The organism is Microbacterium sp. A84 (assembly GCF_051842815.1).
Classification (GTDB): domain Bacteria; phylum Actinomycetota; class Actinomycetes; order Actinomycetales; family Microbacteriaceae; genus Microbacterium.
The window spans coordinates 1385483-1408712 of record NZ_JBPXMS010000001.1 but is presented as its reverse complement, the minus strand read 5'-3'; the positions used below and the strand labels follow the sequence as shown (position 1 = coordinate 1408712).

The following is a 23230-nucleotide window of genomic DNA, read 5'->3' as shown; positions in this document are numbered from 1 at the left end:
GGGAGGTCGAATTCGATGGACAGCACGACGCACGAGGATGACACCGCGGCAAGCGATTCACGGCAGAGCCGCCAGCTGACGCGTCAGCGTGCGATCACCGAGGCGGTGATGGCCGAGGGATCCGTTCGAATCGAGCAGCTCGCGGAACGCTTCGACATCAGTGTCATGACCGTTCATCGAGATCTCGACGACCTTGAGGGTCGGGGACTCCTGCGTAAGAACCGCGGCGTCGCGACCGCGCTGTCGACCGCGCTCGTCGAGTCCTCCGACGTGTACCGGACCGGTCGAGAGAGCGCTCAGAAAGAGGCGATCGCGCACGCCGCACTCGAGTTCATCGAGCCGGGGCAGGCGATCATGCTCGATGATTCGACCACCGCGATGCACCTCGTCCCTCATCTGAGGGCGAAACGGCCGCTGACGGTGATTACCCACACGCTCACGATCATGGATCAGCTCCGTGGGGCGAACGGCATCACCCTGCTGGGGCTCGGGGGCGAATATCACAACTGGTGCAGCTCATTTATGGGGCACATCACCACCACCGCCATCAAGGCGATGCGCGCCGACCTGTTCATCATGTCGACCGCGGCCATCACTGATGACGTCGCCTTCCACCAGACGTTGGACACGGTGGACGTCAAACGCGCCATGTTCGATTCTTCGATGAAGCGCATCCTTCTGGCTGACAACACGAAGTTCGACAAGCGGGCGCTGCACGCGCTGCTGCCGCTGAGCGAGTTCGATGCGGTCATCGTCGACACGGACACAGACCCCAGCCATGTCGCTCGTCTGCGAGGCAAGGGCGTCGAGGTCGTGGTCGCCCGCCGGCCAGCGGCAGTGCGCTGAGCCGTCGGCTCACACCGCGCCGCTCGAATCCGGCCATAGGCTGGATGAATGCCTCAGCCGTTCGACCAGTCCTCGTATCAAGTCCGCTTCGAATGGGGCGTCGCTGGTCTCACGCGCCTCGCCCAGGCAGACGTGGTCGTGGTTGTCGATGTGCTCCGCTTCTCATCGACGGTGACGGATGCCGTGGCATCCGGACGCAGCGTCTCACTGACAGATGCCGCGGGCTGGTCGCGAAACGGCGCAGCGACGGCCGCTGCGGCCGCCGAGACCGGTGCGACGGTACTGCTCGGATCGTTGCGGAACGCTTCGGCGGTCGCGCGCACGGTGCTCGAGCTGCAGAATCGGCGCCAGCAGCGCACCTCGGTCGCGGTGATCGCGGCGGGTGAGCTGACGGATGTCGGAGAGCTCCGTTTCGCCGTGGAAGATCAGCTCGGTGCGGGAACGATCATCGCGGCACTCAGCGACTTGGGCGCCGATCACACCTCACCCGAGGCCGCAGCAGCATGCGAATCGGCGCGGGGGCTGCGTCGGGCGATGCGGCATCTGCTCACCGCATCCGGATCCGGCAAAGAACTCGCGGATGGCGTCGCGGTGACCGCACGCATCGAAGCGGCCGGACTCGTTCCTACCGAAACAGCCGCAGCAGCTGAGGTCGACGCGACTGACGCCGTGCCTGTGCTCGCGGATGGCGTCTTCGTCGCGTTCGAGGCTTAATCCCGCGGCATCTGTGCGGCCAAGCGCACGGCCGCGCTGATCTCACGACGCACCCAGTCGAACGCGAACCGCGCATCGAACGCCCGCGAGCACTTGGCGCATGAGGTCGGCCGGCCCGGTCGCCGATGCCGATAGGTCACGTGCCCGGCAGGGCAGGTGCCGACCCACGGCGCCAGTTCTTCTGCCGTTTCGCCGCGGTGTGTCGTGCCTCCGACATAGCCGAGATCGCGGGCGATGTGTTTCCACTTCGCACCGTGCGCGGCACGGTGACCGGCGAGCGCGTGGGCGACCTCGTGCAGCAGCACCTGATGGATCTCATCGTCGTCGAAACGTGCGGCGAGATAGCGCGAAACGGTGATCCGCTTCGCCTGAAAATCACACTGTCCGGCGCGGCGCTTCGCATGGTCGAAACCGAACGACCATGAGTCATCCAGGTGCAACCGAATCAGCGCCTCGCCCCAGATGCGCACACGGTCAAGTTCGGCCATGCGCCAAGGGTAAATCATCCCGCGGACATTTAGCGACAGTGCAGTGACGCTCCAGTGTAGTGACGCTCCAGCGCCATCGTCTAAGTTAGCCCGTGATGAGTTGGCTGCTGCCGCGCTTCTGAGCGGCTTCAATCGCCAGCAACGCGGTCTCCAGTTCCTGGTCCGGAGCGCCGGTCTCGCGACGCAGGAACAGTGCCCGCTTGAAGCTTTCGCGCGCCTCGTCGAAGTCGCCGGCGTCATAGGCATTCTTGCCGTGGTGCTGGTGTGCGAACGCCGCGATCGAGGCCCAGCCTTGACCTTCGGCTTCTGACGCGCACGTGGCCAGTTCCTGCCCGGCCGCAGCGAACGCGCCGCGGTACTGCAGAATCGTTGCGTGCAGCACACGGGAGCGCAGTACGTCCTTGCGTGTGCCAGCCATACGGGCGACGCGCACTGATTCGTCAGACAGTGTGAGTGCCTCGTCGAGGCGGTCGAGGACCTTCAGTAGCCAGACGCGCTCCAACAGTGCCGGCAGGCTCCGCTGCGTCTCGATCTCGGCCAGTCGGTCGGCGCATTCGCGCAGATCAACCTGTTCCCGAAGAGTCTCTGAGTCGTAACCCCTGATGTAACCCATATGCTCTCCTCTCGCAGCGCTCTTCCCAGTGTGCCTGCCCGTTCAGCGGACTGACGGTTGGCGCGCCCCGGACAGCGATTTCAGCGCAGGAAGATCGACGCGTCGGGCTTGGGGGATGCCACGGCATCCGCATCGGTGACGATTCGTGCGCCCTTGGCGAAGGCGGTGACCTCCGCATCCTGAGCGATCTTCGCCGGATGTGGACCTGCCGCCAGCATCCGTGGAAGCCATTCGGTCGGCAGAGGAGAAGCGGATGCCGCGACCACGAGGTTTCCGAATCGGCGGCCTTTGAGTACCTGGGTGTCGGCGAGCAGCGCGACCTCGGGAAGCACCTGCGCGACGGTGGCGACCTGGCGCCGAGCGAAGGCAAGACCGGGCCCATCGGCAACGTTGATGAGCAGCACACCGGTGGGCGCGAGCAGGGCGCGCAATTCGGTGTAGAACTCGACGCTGGTCAGGTGTGCTGGCGTCTGCGCACCGGAGTAGACATCCGAGACGACCAGGTCGCAGGCGCCGGTCAGCGCAGCGGGAAGTTTCTGCACTCCCGAGCGGGCATCGCCGATACGGATGCGGATCGCCGCCCCGCGAGGCAGCGGTAAACGCTCGCGAACGAGCGCGGCCAGCGGTGCTTCCAGTTCGATCACCTGTTGCCGCGAACCGGGCCTCGTCGCCTCGATGTAGCGCGGCACGGTCAGCGCACCGGCGCCCAGATGCACAGCGGTGAGGGCCGCACCGGGCGAGGTCAGCTGATCGATCACCGCGCCCATTCGCACGACGTACTCGAAGTGCAGGTGAGTGGGGTCGTCCAGGTCGACGTGCGACTGAGGAGTGTCGTCGACGATGAGCTCGAAACCGCTCGTGTACTCCGAGGGGATGATCCGGGCGGTACCGCCGTGGTCAAGGCGGGCCTGGGGATGCTCGGTGTCCTTCGCGCGCGTTCTGCCCATGGTCTCGAGCCTACGGCGTGCCGGTGAGCGAGTGCCCATGTCACGTGGCGTTACCGAGCTGATACCGGATCGCAACATGGATGCGTTTGGATTCCAGGAGCGGGCTGGGTAGCGTCGGATCATCACCGTGTTACGGGAGCGATGACGCAACCGGCACGCGCAAAGAAGCGCCCCACCAGGGAAGGTACACAGACATGCTCCACTCATCCATGCGCCGGCGAGGTCTCATCGCCGTCACCGGAACCGCGATCGCAGCGATGCTGCTCGCGGGTTGCGTCGCCAGCGATCGCGGCGACGACACGGGCGACACCGCCGAAGGCTCGGGTGACGTCGACGGCACATTCGTGTTCGCCGCATCATCTGACCCGGCCAGCCTCGACCCGGCCTTCGCTCAGGACGGCGAGACTTTCCGCGTCGCGCGCCAGATCTTCGAAGGACTCGTCGGCACCGTGCCCGGCACCGCCGACCCCGCTCCGCTGCTTGCCGAGTCGTGGGAGCCGTCCGAGGACAACATGTCGTACACGTTCGCGCTGAAGGAGGATGTCACCTTCCAGGACGACACCCCGTTCAACGCGGAAGCGGTCTGCTACAACTTCGACCGTTGGTACAACTGGGAAGGACTCGCCGCTTCTGAGGCGTTCGGCTACTACTACAGCAAGCTCTTCCACGGGTATGCATCGAACGCTGCGGATGCCGTCTACAAGTCCTGCACCCCTGATGGCGACTACTCGGTCACCATCGAGCTGAACAAGCCGTTCGCCGGCTTCATCCCGTCCCTCTCGCTGCCCGCGTTCTCGATGCAGAGCCCCTCCGCTCTCGCCGAGTTCGAAGCGGATGCTGTGAGCGGCTCCGCCGAGGCGCCGCAGATGTCTGAGTATGCGATGGGGCACCCCGTCGGTACCGGTCCGTACCAGTTCGACTCCTGGGCACCCGGTGAGAACGTCACTCTGAAGAGCTACGACGGCTACTGGGGCGACAAGGGCCAGATCAACGAGATCATCTTCCGCACGATCGATGACCCGACCGCACGCCGCCAGGCGCTCGAATCCGGCTCCATCGACGGTTATGACCTCGTCGGTCCCGCCGACACCGGTGCGCTTGAAGAAGACGGCTTCACCATGGTTCCGCGCCCGCCGTTCACGATCCTCTACCTGGCGTTCAACCAGGCGATTCCTGAGCTGCAGGATCCGAAGGTGCGCGAGGCGCTGTCCTACGCGATCGACAAGGACGCGCTGATCACCCAGGTGCTGCCTGCGGGTACCGAGAAGGCCATCGAGTTCATGCCGGACTCTGTCAACGGTTACAACCCAGACGTCACGACCTACGACTACGACCCGGCGAAGGCCACGGCGCTGCTTGCTGAGGCAGGATACGACGAGGCCAACCCGCTGAAGCTGGACTTCAACTACCCGGTCAACGTATCCCGTCCGTACATGCCAGACCCCGAGCAGATCTTCACCGTGCTGTCCACGCAGCTCGCTGAGGTCGGCGTCGAGACCACACCGGTCTCCGAGGAATGGGTCGAGTACCTCGACCGCACCACTGGTACCCCGGATCACGGTATCCACCTGCTGGGCTGGACCGGCGACTACAACGACACCGACAACTTCGTCGGCGTGTTCTTCGGTGCGCAGAGCTCGGAGTGGGGCTTTGACAACCCGGAGCTGTTCCAGAAGCTCGCCGATGCTCGCGGAGTGTCCGACCTCGAAGAGCAGAGTGCCCTGTACGAGGAGATCAACGAGGACGTCGCGACGTTCATCCCCGGTGTGCCGCTCGCACACCCCGCTCCCACGCTGGCATTTGACCCGCGTGTGGAGAGTTACCCGGCCAGTCCGGTGAACGACGAGGTCTTCACGGACATCGTCCTCACCAAGTAGGGCTCACTGACGCGACACCCCTCTGGCTTCTGACCCTGTTCCAGGGCAGACCGGAGGGGTGTCGCGCCGCACCTGAAAAGCTGGGAGATACCTCTTGCTGCGTACTATCGGCAGGCGACTGCTGTTCCTCATTCCCACACTGATCGGCCTGAGCATCCTGCTGTTCGCCTGGGTCAGGGCCCTTCCCGGCGGCCCGGCCGTCGCCCTTCTCGGCGAGAAGGCGACACCGGATGCGATCGCCAGGGTCAACGAACTTTATGGCTTCAACAAGCCGCTCCTCGAGCAATACTTCATCTGGGTCGGAAGGCTCCTGCAGGGCGACTTCGGCGCATCGATCCAGACCAACCGGCCCGTGCTGGAGGAGTTCCTGCGCCGGTTCCCTGCGACGCTGGAGCTGTCCATCGCCGCGCTCATCTTCGCGGTGGGTGTCGGTGTTCCGCTGGGCTATTGGGCCGCTCGGCGGCACGGCAAACTCACCGATCACGCCTCCGTGGTGTTGAGCCTGGTCGGCATCACGATCCCGGTGTTCTTCCTCGCGTTCATCCTGAAGTACATCTTCGCGGTGGAGTTGGGGTGGTTGCCTTCCGACGGCCGCCAGAACCCGCGGATCGACGCCACTCATCCGACCGGCTTCTACATCTGGGACGGAATCATCACGGGGGAGTTCGACGCCTCATGGGACGCCCTCCTGCATCTCGTCCTCCCCGCGCTGGCGCTGGGCACGATCCCCTTGGCGATCATCGTGCGCATCACCAGGGCGAGTGTCCTTGAAGTGCAAAACGCGGATTACGTGCGCACCGGCCGGGCGAAGGGCGTCGCTCCTGCGACGCTGCGGAATCGCTTCATCCTCCGCAACTCGATGCTGCCCGTGATCACCACGATTGGGCTGCAGACCGGGTTGCTGATCTCCGGCGCAGTGCTCACCGAGACGGTGTTCGCCTTCCCCGGCATCGGCGCTTTCCTGGCTCGAGCGATCTTCACCAGGGACTTCCCGGTGCTACAGGGATTCATTATCTTCATCGCAATCGCCTATGCGTTGATCAACTTGGCTGTCGACGTGTCCTACAGCCTGATCGACCCGAGAGTGAGGGTCCAATGAGTGCAGTTCTTCCTCCCGCCCAAGGCGGAGAGATCATCAACACCGTCTCTGTCGCGCAGGCGAACCTCAAAGAGGGACCCGGTGGGTTCTGGCGGGACGTCTTCCGCAGAATCCGGCACAACCCGACCGCATGGGCGGGCGCGGCGATCGTGCTGCTGTTCGTTCTTGTCGCGGCGCTCGCGCCGCTGCTCGCCCCATACCCGGAGACGGCGCTGCCCGGTGCGAAGTTCATCACACCGACCCACATTCCGGGGCCCGGCGATCTCCCCGAGTTCCCTCTGGGGCTGGACCGCTTCGGCGGAGACGTGCTCTCCAAACTCATCTGGGGCGCGCGGGCGTCACTCCTGGTCGGTGTCGTATCCACTGCGCTGGGGCTCGTTGGCGGCATGGTGCTCGGCCTCGTCGCCGGCACCTTTGGTGGTTGGGTCGACACGGTCATCATGCGCATCGTCGACATCATCCTGTCGGTGCCGAACCTGCTCCTCGCCGTCTCGATCGCCGCGATCCTCGGGCAGACTCCGTACGCGGTGATGATCGCCATCGGAGCATCCCAGGTGCCGATCTTCGCCCGGCTGCTGCGCGCATCCATGCTGCAGCAGCGCTCATCGGACTATGTGCTCTCCGCGCAGACCCTCGGTCTCGGTCGAGGCAAGGTCACAATGTCGCATGTCCTGCCCAACGCGGTCGGACCGGTCATCGTGCAGGGCACGCTGACGCTGGCGACCGCCGTGATTGATGCGGCGGCGCTCTCCTTCCTCGGTCTCGGTGGCGGACGACCGGAGACAGCTGAGTGGGGGCGGATGCTCACCTACGCGCAGAGCGAGTTGGCGATTGCGCCATGGCTGGCGTTCTTGCCCGGTATCTGTATCGCGGTCACTGCGCTGGGCTTCACCCTCTTCGGTGAAGCTCTACGTGAGGCCATGGATCCGAGGACGAGGGCACGCTGATATGTCTCCCGCTGACAAGACTCCTGCCTCCACGAGCAAGGAACAGAACATGAGCTCTACCCCGTTACTGTCGGTCCAGGGCCTCGCGGTCGACTTCTCCACGCTGGACGGTCCCGTCCATGCGGTCGAAGGTGTGGACCTCGAGATCTCTGCGGGCGAGACAGTCGCGATTGTGGGGGAGTCGGGCTCCGGCAAATCCACCACCGCGATGGCGATCATCGGCCTCCTCGCCGGCGGCGGACGCATCACTGCTGGCAGCATCCGTCTCGACGGGCGCGAGATATCCCAGGCGCCAGAGCGTGAGATGCGCACCATCCGCGGACGCGACATCGGGCTCGTGCCACAGGACCCGATGTCGAATCTGAACCCGGTTGCCAAGATCGGCACGCAGGTGGCTGAGACGCTCCTCGCCCACGGGCTCGCGACGCGCCACAACGTGTCGGCGAAGGTCGTCGAAGCGTTGGAAGCCGCGGGGCTTCCGGATGCCGCGAAGCGGGCCAAGCAGTATCCGCACGAGTTCTCCGGCGGGATGCGCCAGCGTGCACTGATCGCGATCGGCATGGCCTGCAACCCGCGCCTGCTGATCGCCGATGAGCCTACGAGTGCTCTGGACGTCACGGTGCAGCGGACGATCCTCGACCAGATCGGGGCGATGACGCGTGAGCTCGGCACCGCTGTGCTGCTGATCACGCACGATCTGGGATTGGCCGCGGAGCGCGCGGAGCGAGTCATCGTCATGCACAGGGGCAAGGTTGTGGAGCAGGGTGCGGCCAGGCAGATCCTGGAGGCACCGCAGCATCCATATACGCAGTCGCTGGTGGCTGCTGCGCCCTCCGTCGCCGTCGCGCGACTGCAGCCGCAGGCGCTTGCGTCTTCGACGAAGGAACGGGCGCCTGAAGCATCCGGCGCAGTCGGAGCATCCGACAATATCGTCGAGATGAAGAATCTCACCAAGGTGTACCCGGTACGTGGTCGTGGTGAAGATTTCGTCGCCGTGAATGATGTGTCGTTGGTGATTCCGCGCGGTGAGACAGTCGCGATCGTGGGGGAATCAGGTTCGGGTAAGACCACGACGGCACGGATGCTGCTGAAGGTGATCGAGCCGACCAGCGGCCTGATCACCTACGAGGGCAAGGACATCTCGAAGCTCAACCGCGCGGAGACCCGCGATTTTCGCCAGCGCGTGCAGCCGATCTTCCAGGACCCGTATTCGAGCCTGAATCCGATGTTCACGATTGAGCGGCTGATCGCCGAGCCGCTGGAGTTCTACAAGCGGGGAAGCAGCGCCGAGCGGCGCACGCGCGTGCGAAAGCTGATGGATGATGTCGCGCTGCCGCATTCGATGCTGCGCCGGTATCCGTCTGAGCTGTCGGGCGGTCAGCGTCAACGCGTGGCGATCGCCAGGGCGTTGGCACTCTCGCCCGATCTGATCGTCTGCGACGAGCCGGTCTCGGCGCTGGACGTGCTCGTGCAGGACCAGATCCTCACGCTGCTGCGCGACTTGCAGAGCGAGTACGGGCTCAGCTATCTGTTCATCTCGCACGACCTCGCCGTCGTGCGACTGATCAGCGATTACGTGTGTGTGATGAAGGATGGCGCGCTCGTGGAAGCGGCGACATCCGAGGAGATCTTCACCAACCCTCGTGATCCATACACCAGGCGTCTGCTGGCATCCATCCCCGGCAACGAACTTGATATCGCTTCGTAGCCTGCGCGGAGGGTGGGGCGAACGGATGCTTCTACCGCAGGTTTCGGAATTGGTCAAGGATCCCGCTTGCCATGTCGCGAAATCCGACGTATAGTTGATCTTTGCGCCTCGGTTCTCCCTGCCCTCATATGGTGGTCGGCAAGTTGTTGAGCATACGAGTGCGCAATCAACCTGACGACAAAGGAATCGAGAAGCCCTGCGGGGCTCACGGAGGTTATTCCCTTGGCTGCTGCTCGCAACGCATCCACATCCACCACCAACAAGAACGGGCGCGGCGTATCGCGGCTCTCGTTCGCCAAGATCTCCGACACGCTGGAAGTCCCTGACCTCCTCGCGTTGCAGACCGAGTCGTTTGACTGGCTCGTTGGCAATGAGACCTGGAAGGCCCGCCTCGCTGAAGGCAAAAAGGCCGGCCGCACGGACCTCAATGAGTTCAGCGGTCTGGAGGAGATCTTCGAGGAGATCTCTCCGATCGAGGACCTCAGCGAGACCATGCAGCTGAGCTTTACGAACCCGTACCTCGAGCCTGAGAAGTACTCGATCGATGAGTGCAAGGAGCGTGGCAAGACATACGCCGCTCCGCTGTACGTCGAAGCCGAGTTCATGAACCACCTGACCGGTGAGATCAAGACTCAGACCGTCTTCATGGGTGACTTCCCGCTGCAGACGCTGCGCGGAACCTTCATCATCAACGGCACCGAGCGTGTCGTCGTGTCGCAGCTCGTCCGCTCGCCGGGTGTCTACTTCGACAAGTCCCCGGACAAGACCTCCGACAAGGACATCGTCTCCGCTCGCGTGATCCCGAGCCGTGGCGCATGGCTCGAGTTCGAGATCGACAAGCGCGACCAGGTCGGCGTGCGCATCGACCGCAAGCGCAAGCAGTCTGTCACCGTGTTCCTCAAGGCCCTCGGCATGACCAGCGAGGAAATCCTCGTTGAGTTCGCCGGTTACCCCTCCATCGAGGAGACCCTGGCCAAGGACACCATCCTTACCAAGGAAGACGCGCTTCGCGACATCTACCGCAAGCTCCGTCCGGGCGAGCAGGTTGCCGCTGAGGCTGCCCGCGCACTGCTGGACAACTTCTACTTCAACTCGAAGCGTTACGACCTCGCGAAGGTTGGTCGTTACAAGATCAACCAGAAGCTGGGCCTGAACCAGCCGCTGGACTCGTCGGTGCTGACCGTCGAAGACATCGTCGGGACTATCAAGTACCTCGTGCGTCTGCACCGTGGCGATGAGACCTTCGAGGGTCTCCGCAGCGGCAAGAAGGCCGAGATCCGGATGTCCACTGACGACATCGACAACTTCGGTAACCGTCGCATCCGCGCTGTCGGCGAGCTCATCCAGAACCAGGTCCGTACGGGTCTTTCCCGCATGGAGCGCGTCGTCCGCGAGCGCATGACCACGCAGGACATCGAAGCGATCACGCCGCAGACCCTGATCAACGTGCGCCCCGTCGTCGCCGCGATCAAGGAGTTCTTCGGAACGTCGCAGCTGTCGCAGTTCATGGACCAGAACAACCCGCTCGCGGGTCTGACCCACAAGCGTCGCCTTTCGGCGCTGGGCCCGGGTGGTCTGTCTCGTGACCGCGCTGGCGTCGAGGTCCGTGACGTTCACCCGTCGCACTACGGCCGCATGTGCCCGATCGAGACCCCTGAAGGCCCGAACATCGGTCTGATCGGCTCGCTCGCAACCTTCGCGCGCATCAACGCCTTCGGATTCATCGAGACCCCGTACCGTCGCGTCGTCGATGGCAAGGTCACCGATGACATCGACTACCTGACCGCGTCCGAGGAGAACGACTTCATCGTCGCTCAGGCCAACGCCGGTCTCAAGGCAGACGGCCGCTTCCGTGACGCACGTGTTCTGGCCCGCCGCCCCGGTGGCGAGGTCGACATGTTCGAGCCGACGGAGATCGGCTACATGGATGTCTCCCCGCGCCAGATGGTGTCGGTCGCGACTTCGCTCGTGCCGTTCCTCGAGCACGATGACGCTCAGCGCGCGCTCATGGGCGCCAACATGCAGCGTCAGGCTGTGCCGCTGCTGCGCAGCGACTCGCCGCTGGTCGGAACCGGTATGGAGGGCTACGCGGCTATCGACGCCGGCGACGTCCTCAGCGCCGAGAAGGCCGGTGTGGTCACAGAGGTTTCTGCAGACCGCGTCATCGTTCAGCTCGACGAGGGTGGAACCCAGGAGTACTACCTCCGCAAGTTCGACCGCTCCAACCAGGGCACGTCGTACAACCAGAAGGTTGTCGTCTCCGCTGGTGAGCGTGTCGAGGTCGGCGAGATCATCGCTGATGGCCCCGCCACGCAGAACGGTGAGCTCGCGCTCGGCAAGAACCTGCTGGTCGCGTTCATGACCTGGGAAGGCTACAACTTCGAGGATGCGATCATCCTCAGCCAGGACCTGGTGAAGGACGACACCCTCTCCTCGATTCACATCGAAGAGTACGAGGTTGACTCCCGCGACACGAAGCTCGGCAAGGAGGAGATCACCCGTGACCTCCCCAACGTCAGCCCCGAGTTGCTGAAGGACCTCGACGAGCGCGGCATCATCCGCATCGGCGCCGAGGTTCGCCCCGGCGACATCCTCGTCGGCAAGGTCACGCCGAAGGGTGAGACCGAGCTGAGTGCTGAGGAGCGTCTGCTCCGTGCGATCTTCAACGAGAAGAGCCGTGAAGTTCGCGACACTTCGCTGAAGGTTCCCCACGGTCAGCAGGGCACGATCATCGCTGTCAAGGAGTTCAACGCCGAAGACGGCGATGATGAGCTCGGCAGCGGCGTCAACCGCCGCGTCGTGGTCTACATCGCCCAGAAGCGCAAGATCACCGAGGGTGACAAGCTTGCTGGCCGTCACGGCAACAAGGGTGTCATCGCGAAGATCCTTCCGATCGAGGACATGCCGTTCCTTCCGGACGGCACCCCGGTTGACATCGTCCTGAACCCGCTCGGTATTCCTGGACGAATGAACTTCGGTCAGGTGCTGGAGACCCACCTCGGGTGGATCGCCAAGCAGGGCTGGAAGGTTGAGGGCAACCCGGATTGGGCTTCGACTCTGCCGAAGGCCGCCTTCGAGGCAGCTCCAGGTACAAAGGTCGCCACCCCGGTGTTCGACGGTGCGGAAGAGCACGAGATCGCAGGTCTCCTCGACTCCACGCTGCCGACACGCGACGGTGTGCGCCTGATCGACTCGACCGGTAAGACGCAGATGTTCGACGGCCGCTCCGGCGAGCCGTTCCCGGCGCCGATCTCGGTGGGCTACATGTACATCTTGAAGCTCCACCACCTGGTCGACGACAAGATCCACGCGCGTTCGACTGGTCCGTACTCGATGATCACCCAGCAGCCGCTTGGTGGTAAGGCGCAGTTCGGTGGACAGCGCTTCGGTGAGATGGAAGTGTGGGCCCTCGAGGCCTACGGTGCGGCATACGCACTCCAGGAGCTCCTCACGATCAAGTCCGACGATATCCTCGGCCGCGTCAAGGTCTACGAGGCGATCGTCAAGGGCGAGAACATCCAGGAGCCTGGCATCCCCGAGTCGTTCAAGGTGCTCATGAAGGAGATGCAGTCGCTCTGCTTGAACGTCGAGGTCCTCTCGGCTGACGGCACGACGGTCAACCTCCGCGACACCGATGATGAAGCATTCCGCGCAGCGGAAGAGCTCGGTATCAACATCTCCAGCCGATTCGAGTCCGCCTCGATCGACGAGATCTGACGCTTCGACAGCGTCCGATTTCGCAGAATTTTATTGAGACACAGGAGAACTAGTGCTCGAGTCAAACACCTTTGATGAGCTTCGCATTGGCCTGGCCACCGCTGACGACATTCGCGGATGGTCCTACGGTGAAGTGAAGAAGCCCGAAACCATCAACTACCGCACGCTCAAGCCCGAGAAGGATGGCCTCTTCGGAGAGCAGATCTTCGGACCCAGCCGCGACTGGGAGTGTGCCTGCGGTAAGTACAAGCGTGTCCGCTTCAAGGGCATCGTGTGCGAGCGTTGCGGCGTGGAGGTCACCAAAAGCTCCGTTCGTCGTGAGCGCATGGGTCACATTGAGCTGGCCGCACCCGTCACCCACATCTGGTACTTCAAGGGCGTCCCTTCGCGTCTTGGATACCTGCTGGACATGGCGCCGAAGGACCTCGAAAAGGTCATCTACTTCGCCGCCTACATGGTGATTTCGGTTGACGAGGATGCTCGTCACCGCGACCTCGCCACGCAGGAGAACAACATCCGCCTCGAGCTGAAGACGCTGGGGGATCGCCGGGACTCGAAGATCGCTGAGCGCCTCACCAAGCTGGAGGAGGAGCTCGCCGCTCTCGAGGCGGAGGGTGCCAAGGCTGACGCTAAGAAGAAGGTCAAGGACGCCGCCGAGAAGGAGATGACTCTCACCCGCAAGGGTGCAGACGAGCAGATCGCCAAGCTTGAGCGCGTGTGGGAAGACTTCCGCACGCTCTCTGTTGGTGCGCTTCGTCCGGAGGATGACGTCTTCCACGAGCTGCAGGACCGGTTCGGACAGTACTTCGAGGCCTACATGGGCGCCGAGTCGATCCAGCGCCGCCTGGCAGCTTTCGACCTGCAGGCCGAGTCCGAGAGCCTGCGTCTGCAGATCTCTGAGGGCAAGGGCCAGCGCAAGATCCGTGCGATCAAGCGTCTGAAGGTCGTCAACTCGTTCCTGGAGACCGGCATGAGCCCGGCCGCCATGGTTCTCGACGTCGTTCCGGTCATCCCGCCGGAGCTGCGCCCGATGGTGCAGCTCGACGGTGGCCGCTTCGCGACCTCTGACCTGAACGACCTCTACCGTCGTGTGATCAACCGCAACAACCGTCTTCGTCGTCTGATCGACCTCGGTGCCCCCGAGATCATCGTCAACAACGAGAAGCGGATGCTGCAGGAGGCCGTCGACGCACTGTTCGACAACGGTCGCCGTGGTCGCCCGGTCACCGGTACCGGCAACCGTGCCCTCAAGTCCCTCAGCGACATGCTGAAGGGCAAGCAGGGTCGTTTCCGTCAGAACCTGCTCGGAAAGCGTGTTGACTACTCTGGCCGTTCGGTCATCGTCGTCGGCCCGCAGCTCAAGCTGCACCAGTGTGGTCTGCCCAAGCAGATGGCACTCGAGCTCTTCAAGCCGTTCGTGATCAAGCGCCTGATCGACCTCGGTCACTCGCAGAACATCAAGGCAGCCAAGCGCGCCGTTGAGCGCACCCGTCCCGAGGTTTGGGACGTGCTCGAGGAGATCATCCGCGAGCGTCCGGTGCTGCTGAACCGTGCACCTACCCTGCACCGCCTGGGCATCCAGGCCTTCGAGCCACAGCTCGTCGAGGGTAAGGCCATCCAGCTTCACCCGCTCGTGTGTGCCGCCTTCAACGCGGACTTCGATGGTGACCAGATGGCTGTGCACCTGCCGCTGTCGGTCGAGGCTCAGGCCGAGGCCCGCGTGCTGATGCTCGCGTCGAACAATATTCTGAAGCCGTCTGACGGTCGTCCGGTCACCCTGCCTTCGCAGGATATGATCATCGGCCTTCACCACCTCACGGTGGTCAAGAAGGGTGCTTCCGGCGAGGGACGTGCATTCGTTTCTGTCTCCGAGGCAATCCTGGCCAAGGATGAGGGCAGCCTCGACCTGCAGGCGAAGGTCCGCATCCAGATCCCGGGTCTGACCTTCCTCGAAGGCCAGGCTCCTGAGGGCTACGAGCGCCACGGCCTCGTGGACGCCTCGCTGGGCCAGGCGCTCTTCAACGCGACGCTCCCGAAGGGCTACCCCTTCGTGCGTGAGCCTGCCGACAAGGGCAAGCTCTCGCAGATCGTCAACAAGCTGGCCGAGGAATACCCCAAGGTCGAGACGGCTGCAACGCTGGACCGCATCAAGGATGCCGGGTTCTACTGGGCCACGCGCTCCGGTGTGACCGTCGCCCTTAGCGACATCCTCACTCCTCCGAACAAGAAGGAGATCGTCGGTCGCTACGAGAAGCTGGCCGCGAAGGTTCAGTCGCAGTACGAGAAGGGTCTGACGACCGACTCCGAGCGTCGCCAGGAGCTCATCAAGATCTGGACCGAGGCTACCGACGAGGTTCAGGTCGCGATGCGCGAGAACTTCCCGGAAGACAACAACATCAACCGGATGGTCACATCTGGCGCTCGTGGTAACTGGCTGCAGATCCGTAACATCGCGGGTATGCGAGGCCTGGTGAACAACCCGAAGGGTGAGATCATCCCTCGCCCGATCATCTCCTCGTACCGCGAGGGGCTGTCGGTTGCGGAGTACTTCATCGCGACGCACGGTACCCGTAAGGGTCTGGCTGACACCGCTCTGCGTACCGCCGACTCGGGTTACCTGACCCGTCGTCTGGTGGATGTCTCGCAGGACGTCATCATCCGCGAAGAGGACTGTGGCACATCGAAGGGCCTTGAGCTCCCGATCGCCGCACCGAACTCGCAGGGTGAGCTTGTGCGCGACGCGAACGTCGAGAACTCGGTGTTCGCTCGTACGCTGGCTTCTGGTGTTGTCAGCGAATCCGGTGAGGTTCTTGCCTCTGCCGGTGACGACGTCGGAGACGTTCTGATCGACAAGCTCGTTGAGCTCGGTGTTGACACCATCAAGGTGCGCTCCGTGCTGACGTGTGACTCGGCAGTCGGTGTCTGTGCACAGTGCTACGGCCGCTCGCTTGCAACGGGTCAGATCGTTGACATCGGAGAGGCCGTCGGCATCATCGCCGCACAGTCGATCGGTGAGCCCGGTACCCAGCTGACGATGCGTACGTTCCACACTGGTGGTTCGGCATCGGCGGATGACATCACTCAGGGTCTGCCCCGTGTGCAAGAGCTTTTCGAGGCTCGTACGCCGAAGGGTGCTTCGCCGATCTCAGAGGCCGATGGCCGCATCACGATCGACGAGAACGACAAGGCTAAGAGGGTTATCCTCACGCCAGACAACGGTGACGAGGAAGTGATCTACCCGGTGCTGAAGCGTGCAACGCTTCTCGTCGAGGACGGTCAGCACGTCACGGTCGGTCAGCCGATCCTGGTTGGCACGTTGGACCCCAAGGAGGTCATGCGTGTCATGGGTGCCCGCGAGGTGCAGCGTTACCTCGTCAATGGCGTCCAGGGTGTCTACCGTTCGCAGGGTGTGCCGATTCACGACAAGCACATCGAGGTCATCGTCCGTCAGATGCTCCGCAAGGTCACCGTCGTCGATCACGCCGACACTGACCTGCTGCCGGGTGAAATGGTCGACCTCAAGCGTTACCAGGCAATCAACCGCGCGACTGTCGCCGAGGGCAAGCGCCCGGCGTCGGGTCGTTCGGAACTGATGGGTATCACGAAGGCGTCGCTTGCGACCGAATCGTGGCTGTCGGCCGCCTCCTTCCAGGAGACGACCCGTGTGCTCACCGAGGCTGCCATGCAGGGCAAGCGCGACCCGTTGATCGGTCTCAAGGAGAACGTCATCATCGGTAAGCTCATCCCCGCTGGAACTGGCCTCTCGAAGTACCGCGACATCATTGTCGAGGCGACGGAGGAAGCCAAGAGCGAGCGCTACCCGAACCGGATCTTCGCATCCGACGGCGCGTACGCCGAGGGCGACTTCGGTTACGTCGACTTCGACGCGTTCTCAACAGATGACGTCACCCCCGGTACTTACAACTGAGTGTGACTGATTGAAGAAGGCCCCGGTTCCGCAAGGAATCGGGGCCTTCTTCGTGTGTGCGTGAAGCGACGATCAGTCGAACAGGCTCGCCACGATGCTCGCGGTGTAGCCACTGGGAGCGAGGTTTGAGTACGTGGTGTCGATCAGCACGTCGTCGCGCCAGTACAGCGTGCGCCCGTCGGTGACCGGGTACAGCGCGTTCTCCCACGTCTTCTCGCAGCGTGTGCCGTCGTCTGGCGTGAAGCAGGTGAAGGCCTCGTCCTCGACGAGTGCGTTCAGCATGTCGAGTGCGGGCCCCCGGTTCATTCCGGAGATCTCGGTGACCAGCCCGGTCGTGTCGGCTGCGGGATCGCGCCAGATGCACAGCAGTGATCCATCGGCCTGCACTCCAGACGTGCCCAGGCTCGGGTCATTCAGTGGCACATCCGCGAGTTGCGCGAGCACGTCCTCCGAGAGGATCTCCTTGCAATCCTTCGGAAGGGCCACCGGCGTCGAGGTCGGAGTCGGTGTGGCGCTTGGGGTCGCGGACGCTGCCGACGAAGCGCTCTCGCTCGGGGACGGGGCGGTGTTCGAGGGGGAGTCGCCGGGCTCCCCGGCACAGCCAGCGAGCACTCCGGTGAGCAACAGCATGGCTGCGGCGCCGGTGATAAGACGTGATGCGTTCATGGCCACACAGTAGCGCCGCCACGCCGGTGTGTGAGGCAGGCTCGTCGATCCCGTGATACGTCAGAATGGCAGGATGCAGCAAAACGCACTGGGCGTCGTCGTCATCGGCGATGCCCTCATCGACGAAATCCATGACACCGGCGGCGTTCGCGAGTTGGTCGGTGGTGCCGCGTTGAACGTGGCTGTCGGGCTCCGGCGTCTCGGTGTGCCGACAACCCTCGTCGCCATGGTCGGCGATGACGAAGCCGGTGCGCACATCCGCGGGTACCTGGCAGACCACGATGTGCGTCTGATCGCGAGCGCGGCGCCGCACGGATCGTCTCGCGCGATCGTGCAGCGCGACGCGCACGGTGAGCCGACCTACGTCTTCAACGAGGCGGCTCAGCGCCGCAGCATCCGCTATGGGCAAGAAGCTCGGCAGGCACTCCTTGACGCGGATCTCGCTGTGATCAGCTGCTTCCCGTTCGATGTTCCGGCCGAGGTGGATGCCGTCGCCGAAGCGCTTGTGGGCGTCAGGGTCGCGATCGACCCCAACCCGCGCGCTGGAATGCTCAGTGATCGTGCCGAGTTCGTGCGCGGCTTCGAACGGCTGGCTGTGGATGCAGCGATGGTCAAGGTGGGTGCGGACGATGCAGTGCTGCTCTACGACGGCGACCTTGATGCGCTGCGGTCGAGGCTACGTGCGCTGGGTGCGGAAGCTGTGCTCGCGACGGCAGGCAAAGATGGCGCAGTGCTGGAGGCAGATGCGGGAACCTTCTCCGCCGGAATCTCTGCGCTTCCAGGGCCAGTCATCGACACCGTGGGCGCTGGTGATGCCACGCTGTCTGGTGTCGCGGAAGGGCTTGTCGGGAAGCGTCCGCAGACCGGCGAAGAGTGGCAGTTGTTGCTCGAGCGGGCGATGGATGTCGCCGCGGCGACGTGTCGCGCCGAGGGCGGGCTGCTCCGCACTCCGGAGTCGTTGGAGGCCGGCGAACGCGGAGTGACAGGCAGCTGAACCGTCGATTTCTTGCACTCGCTTCTGGCGGGTATGCTTGATAATCGCGCCCCCGGTTGGCTGTACAAGCTGGACGGGTGCGCACCTGGCAAGTTACCCAAGCGGCCAAAGGGATCTGACTGTAAATCAGACTGCTCAGCATTCGGGGGTTCGAATCCCTCACTTGCCACAACCGCAGAATCACGCAGTAGAAAGCCCCGGCAGGATCTCTCAGGAGGTACTGACCGGGGCTCTTTCGTTCTCGGTGAGGACACTTGTGAGGACATTAGCGCGCGCCCCGGACACCGAGGTGTCGTAATTGCGTGACACCGAGGCTCACTATCAGCCAGACTGAGCACCATGGGATCAGCGTTGACCACCATCGGATTACCTGTCGCACTCGGCATCATTATGCTCGGGCTGGGATTGAGCCTCACGCTCGCGGACTTTGCGCGCGTACTGAAGCAGCCGAAGGCGGTGATCATCGCCCTTGTTTGCCAGCTCCTGGTACTGCCAGCCGTCTGCTTCGGCCTCGTGTTGCTGTTCCAACTCCCACCCGTGCTGGCTGTGGGCATGATGATGCTTGCGGCGTCGCCCGGTGGCACCACAGCAAACCTCTACAGTCATCTATTTCGCGGCGACATCGCACTGAACATCTCGCTCACTGCGGTGAACTCGGTCATCGCAGTGATCACGCTCCCCGTGATCACGAACTTCGCGATCATGTACTTCAACCCGTTCGACGACCAGCTCGGACTGCAGTGGGCCAAGGCGCTGGAGGTGTTCGCGATCGTGCTGCTCCCCGTCGCGATCGGGATGCTGGTGCGGCGCTTCTGGCCGAAGTTTGCAGACCGTATGGACAAGCCAGTGCGTATCGCCAGCGTGGTCATCCTCGTCGTCGTGATCGGAGGCGCCGTGGCATCCAATTGGGAACTCTTGGTCGACAACTTCGCCCAGCTCGCACTGATCACGGTCTTGTTCTGCCTGATCAGTCTTGCGATCGGATTCTGCGTACCGCGGATGCTGAAGGTGGGCAAACGGCAGTCGATCGCGATCTCGTTCGAGATCGGCATCCACAACGCGACCCTGGCGATCGTCATCGCGCAGACGGTGTTGGGATCGGTCGAACTGAGCCTGCCGGCGGCGGTCTACGGCGTGCTGATGTTCTTCATCGCGTTCGGGTTCGGGTTCCTCATCCGCGGCCGCGAGCCGAGTGTCGTGGCGGCTTCGTAGACTGGACGGATGCGAGCGCTCACCGAACTGGACGTCCGTGCATCCTTCATCAATGCCGCGGAGGAGGAGCTCGGACTGATCGGCATGCCGCACGACTTCCTGCTCGTGGACTGGGAATTCCACGACTTTCTCGCCTGGCGAGACCCTGCGTCGAGTAAACGCGGCTGTGTGGTCGTAGAGACTGACCGGGGTCCCGTCGGGATCGTGCTGCGTGCGAGCAACACCAGTCGCACACGCTCCGGCATGTGCAACATCTGCCAGACGATGCAGCCCGGCAACCAAATTGCGTTGTTCTCAGCGCGGCGAGCGGGGGCTGCCGGTCGTCGCGGCGACAGCGTCGGCACTTATATGTGCACTGACCTGTCCTGTCACGAGGGCGTGCGGCTCGCGCATCCGCTCGCTCCCAACGAGATTCGTGCTGAAGGACAGGTCGACATGCGACTCGATGGCACGCGTCGACGCATGGAACGCTTCGTCGCGCGTGTCTACGAAGGAACGGACTGACTTCGGGCCGCGGTTAGGCTGGCAGAGTCCGTCCAGTGCTTCAAGGGAGACGCCATGAGCGATGCCATTCTGTTTTCAGTCGATAAGGGGTTGGCTCGGCTGACGCTGAACCGCCCCACTCGCCTCAACGCTTTCAATGCCGACCTCGCACAGGCGTGGCGCGAGGTGACGACAGAGGCGACGTCGCGTGATGACGTGCGCGCCATTGTGCTGGATGCCGCCGGCCCCGCTTTCTGCGCGGGCGGCGACGTGATCGATATGGCGACGACCATGGGCGAGGGCTCGCAGATCGCCGATCTCGCAGGTGTCATCAATGTCGGTATCCGTGCGCTGACCGAGTCAGCGATTCCGGTGGTGGCGGCAGCCCACGGCACGACAGCGGGCGGCGGCCTCGGCATCCTGCTTTGCTCTGACTATGCCGTCGTCGGCTCCCGCTCCAAGATCGGCAGCCTGTACGCGAACATCGGCCTCACTCCTGACCTTTCGGTATCTGCCCACCTCGCGGCCGCCGTTGGGCAGCGCCGCGCCCTGCAGCTGGTGTTGCAGGATCGTCTGCTGACCGCCGATGAAGCGCAGGAGTGGGGGATCGCCGCAGAAGTTGTCAGCGGAGCGGATGCTGCGGACGAGGCCGACCGTGTACGCGAGCGCGCGGAGGAGATCGCGCGCTTCTGGCTCGCAGGCGCCGCTGGTGCTTATGGGCAGGCGAAGCGGCTCGTGCGCTCTCGGCCGGAGCGCACTTTTGTCGAGCAGCTGGAGGAAGAGGCGCGCTCCATCGGTGCGGCCTTCGACACGGCGGATGCGAAGGCGCGCGTAGCGAGTTTTGCGGCAGCATCTGCAAAGAAGGCACGCTGACGCACCGACTGGTTATCCACAATCGTGCGGACGCACCGAATTATTCACAATCGCGCGGCTCCACAGTGTGAAGGTATTCGCGCGTGGCAGGATGAGAACATCGTCGACCGAAGAGGGGACCACCATGTCAGAGGTCACAACTGAGCAAAAGGGGAAGGCGAACGCTTCCCTGATGATCAGAGGGGCGATCTGGATCGCCATCGGTGCGCTGATCGCGGCCGCCATCGTCTGCGTCGTCTGGGTCCTCGTCGGCAATCAGGACGGCATCATCGGGCGTGCGTTCCTGACGATCGTGCTGCTTGCAGGGTTCGCCGGCATCGCGATCCTCGAGGCAGGGCTTGCCACGAAGCGGCCGGAATGGCTCGCGCTCGCCAGCATGATCACCTGGATCGTCGCGCTCCTCGTCGGTGCGATTAAGATCTGGCTTCCCGAAGCACACGACGAGTACACCGGCGGTGTTGGGCGCTTCTTCATGCTGCTGCTTGTCATCGGTGTGATGCAGCTCGCGCTTCTGCACGTGCGCCTGTTCACTCCCGCAGCTCGTCGCTACGTCACGACATTCACCCAGGTCATCTACTACGTCACCATCTCGATTCTGGTGCTGTTGGTCGGCATGCTTGTGATCTACCTCACGCTCCCGGATACCTTCGAATACGGCGATCTGTACTGGCGCATCGTGGTGGCGCTGGCGATTCTCGCCGCGGTCGGAACCACTCTCATTCCGCTGTTGAATGCCCTGTTTGCTCCGAAGAAGCACGAGGCTCAGGCTGTTCATTTCGCGCCCAACTCGTTCGCTTCGGCTCCGGCGGTTGCGCCGGGCGCTGCACCGGTCGCTCAGCAGTGGCCGACCTACGCCGATGGGGCGACTCCGCTCCCCGTGCTGCAGGACGGATCACCAGACTGGAACGCGTACTACACCGGGTACCCGACGCAGCAGCAGGCTCAGATCCCTGCCCCCGCGCAGAGCTTCCCGGTCGCGCCGGACTATTCGCAGGCACAGCCCGCCCCGCAGGTGGCTGAGGTGCCGGTTGTGCAAGAGGTGCCGGTTGTGCCGGAGGTTCCTGCCGCGGAGCAGCCCGCGCCCGAGCAGCCCGCGCCCGAGCAGCCTGCGCCCGAGCAGCCTGCGCCCGGACAGCATCCCGCTCCCGGCGCCTTCCCGCCTCCGCCGCCGGCGCCCCCGCAGTGAGCAGCGGTGTGAGTGACGTTCGGCACCTTCAGGCGCTCGCATCCGATATCGCCAGGGAAGCGGGCGAGCTCGCCCGCCAGCGGCGCGCCGAGGGCGTCTCGTTAGCGGCCACGAAGACGACAGTCGCTGATATCGTCACCGACGCCGACCGTGAGGTGGAAGTGCTCATCCGGTCGCGGCTTCAGGCAGAACGACCCGGTGACGGATTCCTCGGCGAGGAATCTGGCGGAGCCCGCAGCTCCACCGGTGTGACGTGGGTCGTTGACCCGATCGACGGCACCGTGAACTACGCGTACGGCATGCCGGCGTACAGCGTGAGTATTGCGGCAGTTCAAGGTGATGCTGACCCGAGCAGCTGGACGGCGCTGGCCGCGGCCGTGTGCAGTCCCGTGCTGGGGGAGTTGTTCACCGCGGCTCGCGGTGAGGGTGCGTGGCTGGATGGCAAGCGGCTTGCTGTCAACACCGAGACACCGGCCGGAGCACTGCTGGCGACCGGGTTCGGCTACGACCCCGCGACGCACGACGGGGATCTGGCCACGGTACGGCGGGTCATGCCGCTTGCGCGCGACCTGCGCAGGATCGGATCAGCGGCGCTCGATCTGAGCTACGTGGCTGCCGGGCGGTTGGACGGCTACTTCGAACGGGGGCTCAAACCCTGGGATTTCGCAGCAGGTGCGCTCCTGGTCGAGGAGGCCGGAGGTGTGGTGTCACGGTTCGACACAGCATCGGATCGTCCGATGTTGATCGCCGCCGGTCCTGATTTGCACGAGAAGATTTCCGTCCTTCTCAACAAATGAAAACTGGGAGTCCTTGCATGGCATTCTCAGGCCGAGCACGATAGTGTTTATCTGTTCGTTATCTTCGTTGCCCGAACTTCGAAGGTCCCCCCGCTTCTTTACGAATCCCCGAGAGAACCGTTTTGCCCTTCGATT

The 23230-nt window shown here is 63.7% G+C and carries 18 protein-coding genes and 1 tRNA gene; 15 read left to right on the top strand and 4 right to left on the bottom strand.

Annotation, left to right across the window (positions count from 1 at the left end; genetic code table 11):
* Nucleotides 1-15 precede the first annotated feature (15 nt).
* Together ACSU04_RS06885 and ACSU04_RS06880 are read left to right on the top strand one after the other, a co-directional pair.
* Complete coding sequence (locus tag ACSU04_RS06885) at nt 16-846, top strand: DeoR/GlpR family DNA-binding transcription regulator (RefSeq protein WP_439281359.1); 831 nt, start codon at nt 16-18, stop codon at nt 844-846.
* A gap of 48 nt (nt 847-894) precedes the next feature.
* A complete protein-coding gene (locus ACSU04_RS06880) occupies nt 895-1560 on the top strand; it encodes a 2-phosphosulfolactate phosphatase (protein WP_439288864.1) in 666 nt (221 codons plus the stop codon).
* Here the strand turns inward: ACSU04_RS06880 and ACSU04_RS06875 are convergent.
* The 3 genes from ACSU04_RS06875 to ACSU04_RS06865 form a co-directional block, all read right to left on the bottom strand.
* Nucleotides 1557-2048, bottom strand: a complete 492-nt coding sequence (locus ACSU04_RS06875; protein ID WP_439281357.1) for a SprT-like domain-containing protein — start codon at nt 2046-2048, stop codon at nt 1557-1559. The two genes, ACSU04_RS06880 and ACSU04_RS06875, sit on opposite strands and share 4 nt — an antisense overlap.
* A gap of 85 nt (nt 2049-2133) precedes the next feature.
* The gene (locus ACSU04_RS06870; protein ID WP_439281356.1) at nt 2134-2661 is read right to left on the bottom strand and encodes a hypothetical protein; all 528 of its coding nucleotides are present in this window, start codon (nt 2659-2661) and stop codon (nt 2134-2136) included.
* Nucleotides 2662-2741: 80 nt separating this feature from the next.
* Entirely contained in the window at nt 2742-3608 is an 867-nt protein-coding gene (locus ACSU04_RS06865) for a spermidine synthase (RefSeq protein ID WP_439288863.1), read from the bottom strand.
* A gap of 194 nt (nt 3609-3802) precedes the next feature.
* On the opposite strand from ACSU04_RS06865, the gene ACSU04_RS06860 reads away from it, so the two are divergent.
* The 6 genes from ACSU04_RS06860 to rpoC all read left to right on the top strand — a co-directional run bounded on the left by ACSU04_RS06860 (nt 3803) and on the right by rpoC (nt 16884).
* Nucleotides 3803-5485 (top strand): ABC transporter substrate-binding protein, encoded by a 1683-nt coding sequence (locus tag ACSU04_RS06860; protein ID WP_439288862.1) that lies wholly within the window; start codon nt 3803-3805, stop codon nt 5483-5485.
* 94 nt (nt 5486-5579) lie between these two features.
* The gene (locus ACSU04_RS06855; protein ID WP_439281353.1) at nt 5580-6584 is read left to right on the top strand and encodes an ABC transporter permease; all 1005 of its coding nucleotides are present in this window, start codon (nt 5580-5582) and stop codon (nt 6582-6584) included.
* Entirely contained in the window at nt 6581-7531 is a 951-nt protein-coding gene (locus tag ACSU04_RS06850; protein WP_439281352.1) for an ABC transporter permease, read from the top strand. Before ACSU04_RS06855 ends, ACSU04_RS06850 begins: the two co-directional genes overlap by 4 nt.
* 49 nt (nt 7532-7580) lie before the next feature.
* Nucleotides 7581-9239: an ABC transporter ATP-binding protein gene (locus ACSU04_RS06845; protein WP_439288861.1), complete on the top strand. Its 1659-nt coding sequence runs from the start codon at nt 7581-7583 to the stop codon at nt 9237-9239.
* Nucleotides 9240-9461: 222 nt separating this feature from the next.
* Complete coding sequence (gene rpoB / locus ACSU04_RS06840) at nt 9462-12956, top strand: DNA-directed RNA polymerase subunit beta (protein ID WP_439281350.1); 3495 nt, start codon at nt 9462-9464, stop codon at nt 12954-12956.
* A 52-nt stretch (nt 12957-13008) separates the two neighbouring features.
* Nucleotides 13009-16884 carry a DNA-directed RNA polymerase subunit beta' gene (gene rpoC / locus ACSU04_RS06835; RefSeq protein WP_439281349.1) on the top strand — a complete coding sequence of 1292 codons (3876 nt, stop codon included), beginning with the start codon at nt 13009-13011 and terminating at the stop codon, nt 16882-16884.
* 72 nt (nt 16885-16956) lie between these two features.
* Here rpoC and ACSU04_RS06830 read toward each other — a convergent pair whose 3' ends face one another.
* Nucleotides 16957-17550, bottom strand: a complete 594-nt coding sequence (locus tag ACSU04_RS06830) for a hypothetical protein (RefSeq protein WP_439288860.1) — start codon at nt 17548-17550, stop codon at nt 16957-16959.
* Between the two features lie 73 nt (nt 17551-17623).
* On the opposite strand from ACSU04_RS06830, the gene ACSU04_RS06825 reads away from it, so the two are divergent.
* The 7 genes from ACSU04_RS06825 to ACSU04_RS06795 all read left to right on the top strand — a co-directional run bounded on the left by ACSU04_RS06825 (nt 17624) and on the right by ACSU04_RS06795 (nt 23095).
* Nucleotides 17624-18544: a carbohydrate kinase family protein gene (locus ACSU04_RS06825; RefSeq protein ID WP_439288859.1), complete on the top strand. Its 921-nt coding sequence runs from the start codon at nt 17624-17626 to the stop codon at nt 18542-18544.
* An 87-nt stretch (nt 18545-18631) separates the two neighbouring features.
* Nucleotides 18632-18713, top strand: a tRNA-Tyr gene (locus ACSU04_RS06820).
* A gap of 170 nt (nt 18714-18883) precedes the next feature.
* Nucleotides 18884-19756: a bile acid:sodium symporter family protein gene (locus tag ACSU04_RS06815; protein ID WP_439288858.1), complete on the top strand. Its 873-nt coding sequence runs from the start codon at nt 18884-18886 to the stop codon at nt 19754-19756.
* A gap of 9 nt (nt 19757-19765) precedes the next feature.
* A complete protein-coding gene (locus ACSU04_RS06810; RefSeq protein ID WP_439288857.1) occupies nt 19766-20260 on the top strand; it encodes an FBP domain-containing protein in 495 nt (164 codons plus the stop codon).
* Nucleotides 20261-20314: 54 nt separating this feature from the next.
* Entirely contained in the window at nt 20315-21112 is a 798-nt protein-coding gene (locus tag ACSU04_RS06805; protein ID WP_439288856.1) for an enoyl-CoA hydratase/isomerase family protein, read from the top strand.
* Nucleotides 21113-21236: 124 nt separating this feature from the next.
* Nucleotides 21237-22298, top strand: coding sequence for a hypothetical protein (locus ACSU04_RS06800; RefSeq protein WP_439288855.1), 1062 nt, complete (start codon nt 21237-21239; stop codon nt 22296-22298).
* An 8-nt stretch (nt 22299-22306) separates the two neighbouring features.
* Nucleotides 22307-23095 carry an inositol monophosphatase family protein gene (locus ACSU04_RS06795; RefSeq protein WP_439288854.1) on the top strand — a complete coding sequence of 263 codons (789 nt, stop codon included), beginning with the start codon at nt 22307-22309 and terminating at the stop codon, nt 23093-23095.
* The last annotated feature ends 135 nt before the right edge of the window (nt 23096-23230 follow it).

Bases quoted from the DNA above. Each gene is read 5' to 3' on its own strand.
- ACSU04_RS06885 (WP_439281359.1), top strand. From the start codon at position 16: ATGGACAGCACGACGCACGAGGATGACACCGCGGCAAGCGATTCACGG.
- ACSU04_RS06880 (WP_439288864.1), top strand. From the start codon at position 895: ATGCCTCAGCCGTTCGACCAGTCCTCGTATCAAGTCCGCTTCGAATGG.
- ACSU04_RS06875 (WP_439281357.1), bottom strand. From the start codon at position 2,048: ATGGCCGAACTTGACCGTGTGCGCATCTGGGGCGAGGCGCTGATTCGG.
- ACSU04_RS06870 (WP_439281356.1), bottom strand. From the start codon at position 2,661: ATGGGTTACATCAGGGGTTACGACTCAGAGACTCTTCGGGAACAGGTT.
- ACSU04_RS06865 (WP_439288863.1), bottom strand. From the start codon at position 3,608: ATGGGCAGAACGCGCGCGAAGGACACCGAGCATCCCCAGGCCCGCCTT.
- ACSU04_RS06860 (WP_439288862.1), top strand. From the start codon at position 3,803: ATGCTCCACTCATCCATGCGCCGGCGAGGTCTCATCGCCGTCACCGGA.
- ACSU04_RS06850 (WP_439281352.1), top strand. From the start codon at position 6,581: ATGAGTGCAGTTCTTCCTCCCGCCCAAGGCGGAGAGATCATCAACACC.
- ACSU04_RS06845 (WP_439288861.1), top strand. From the start codon at position 7,581: ATGAGCTCTACCCCGTTACTGTCGGTCCAGGGCCTCGCGGTCGACTTC.
- ACSU04_RS06830 (WP_439288860.1), bottom strand. From the start codon at position 17,550: ATGAACGCATCACGTCTTATCACCGGCGCCGCAGCCATGCTGTTGCTC.
- ACSU04_RS06825 (WP_439288859.1), top strand. From the start codon at position 17,624: ATGCAGCAAAACGCACTGGGCGTCGTCGTCATCGGCGATGCCCTCATC.
- ACSU04_RS06815 (WP_439288858.1), top strand. From the start codon at position 18,884: ATGGGATCAGCGTTGACCACCATCGGATTACCTGTCGCACTCGGCATC.
- ACSU04_RS06810 (WP_439288857.1), top strand. From the start codon at position 19,766: ATGCGAGCGCTCACCGAACTGGACGTCCGTGCATCCTTCATCAATGCC.
- ACSU04_RS06805 (WP_439288856.1), top strand. From the start codon at position 20,315: ATGAGCGATGCCATTCTGTTTTCAGTCGATAAGGGGTTGGCTCGGCTG.
- ACSU04_RS06800 (WP_439288855.1), top strand. From the start codon at position 21,237: ATGTCAGAGGTCACAACTGAGCAAAAGGGGAAGGCGAACGCTTCCCTG.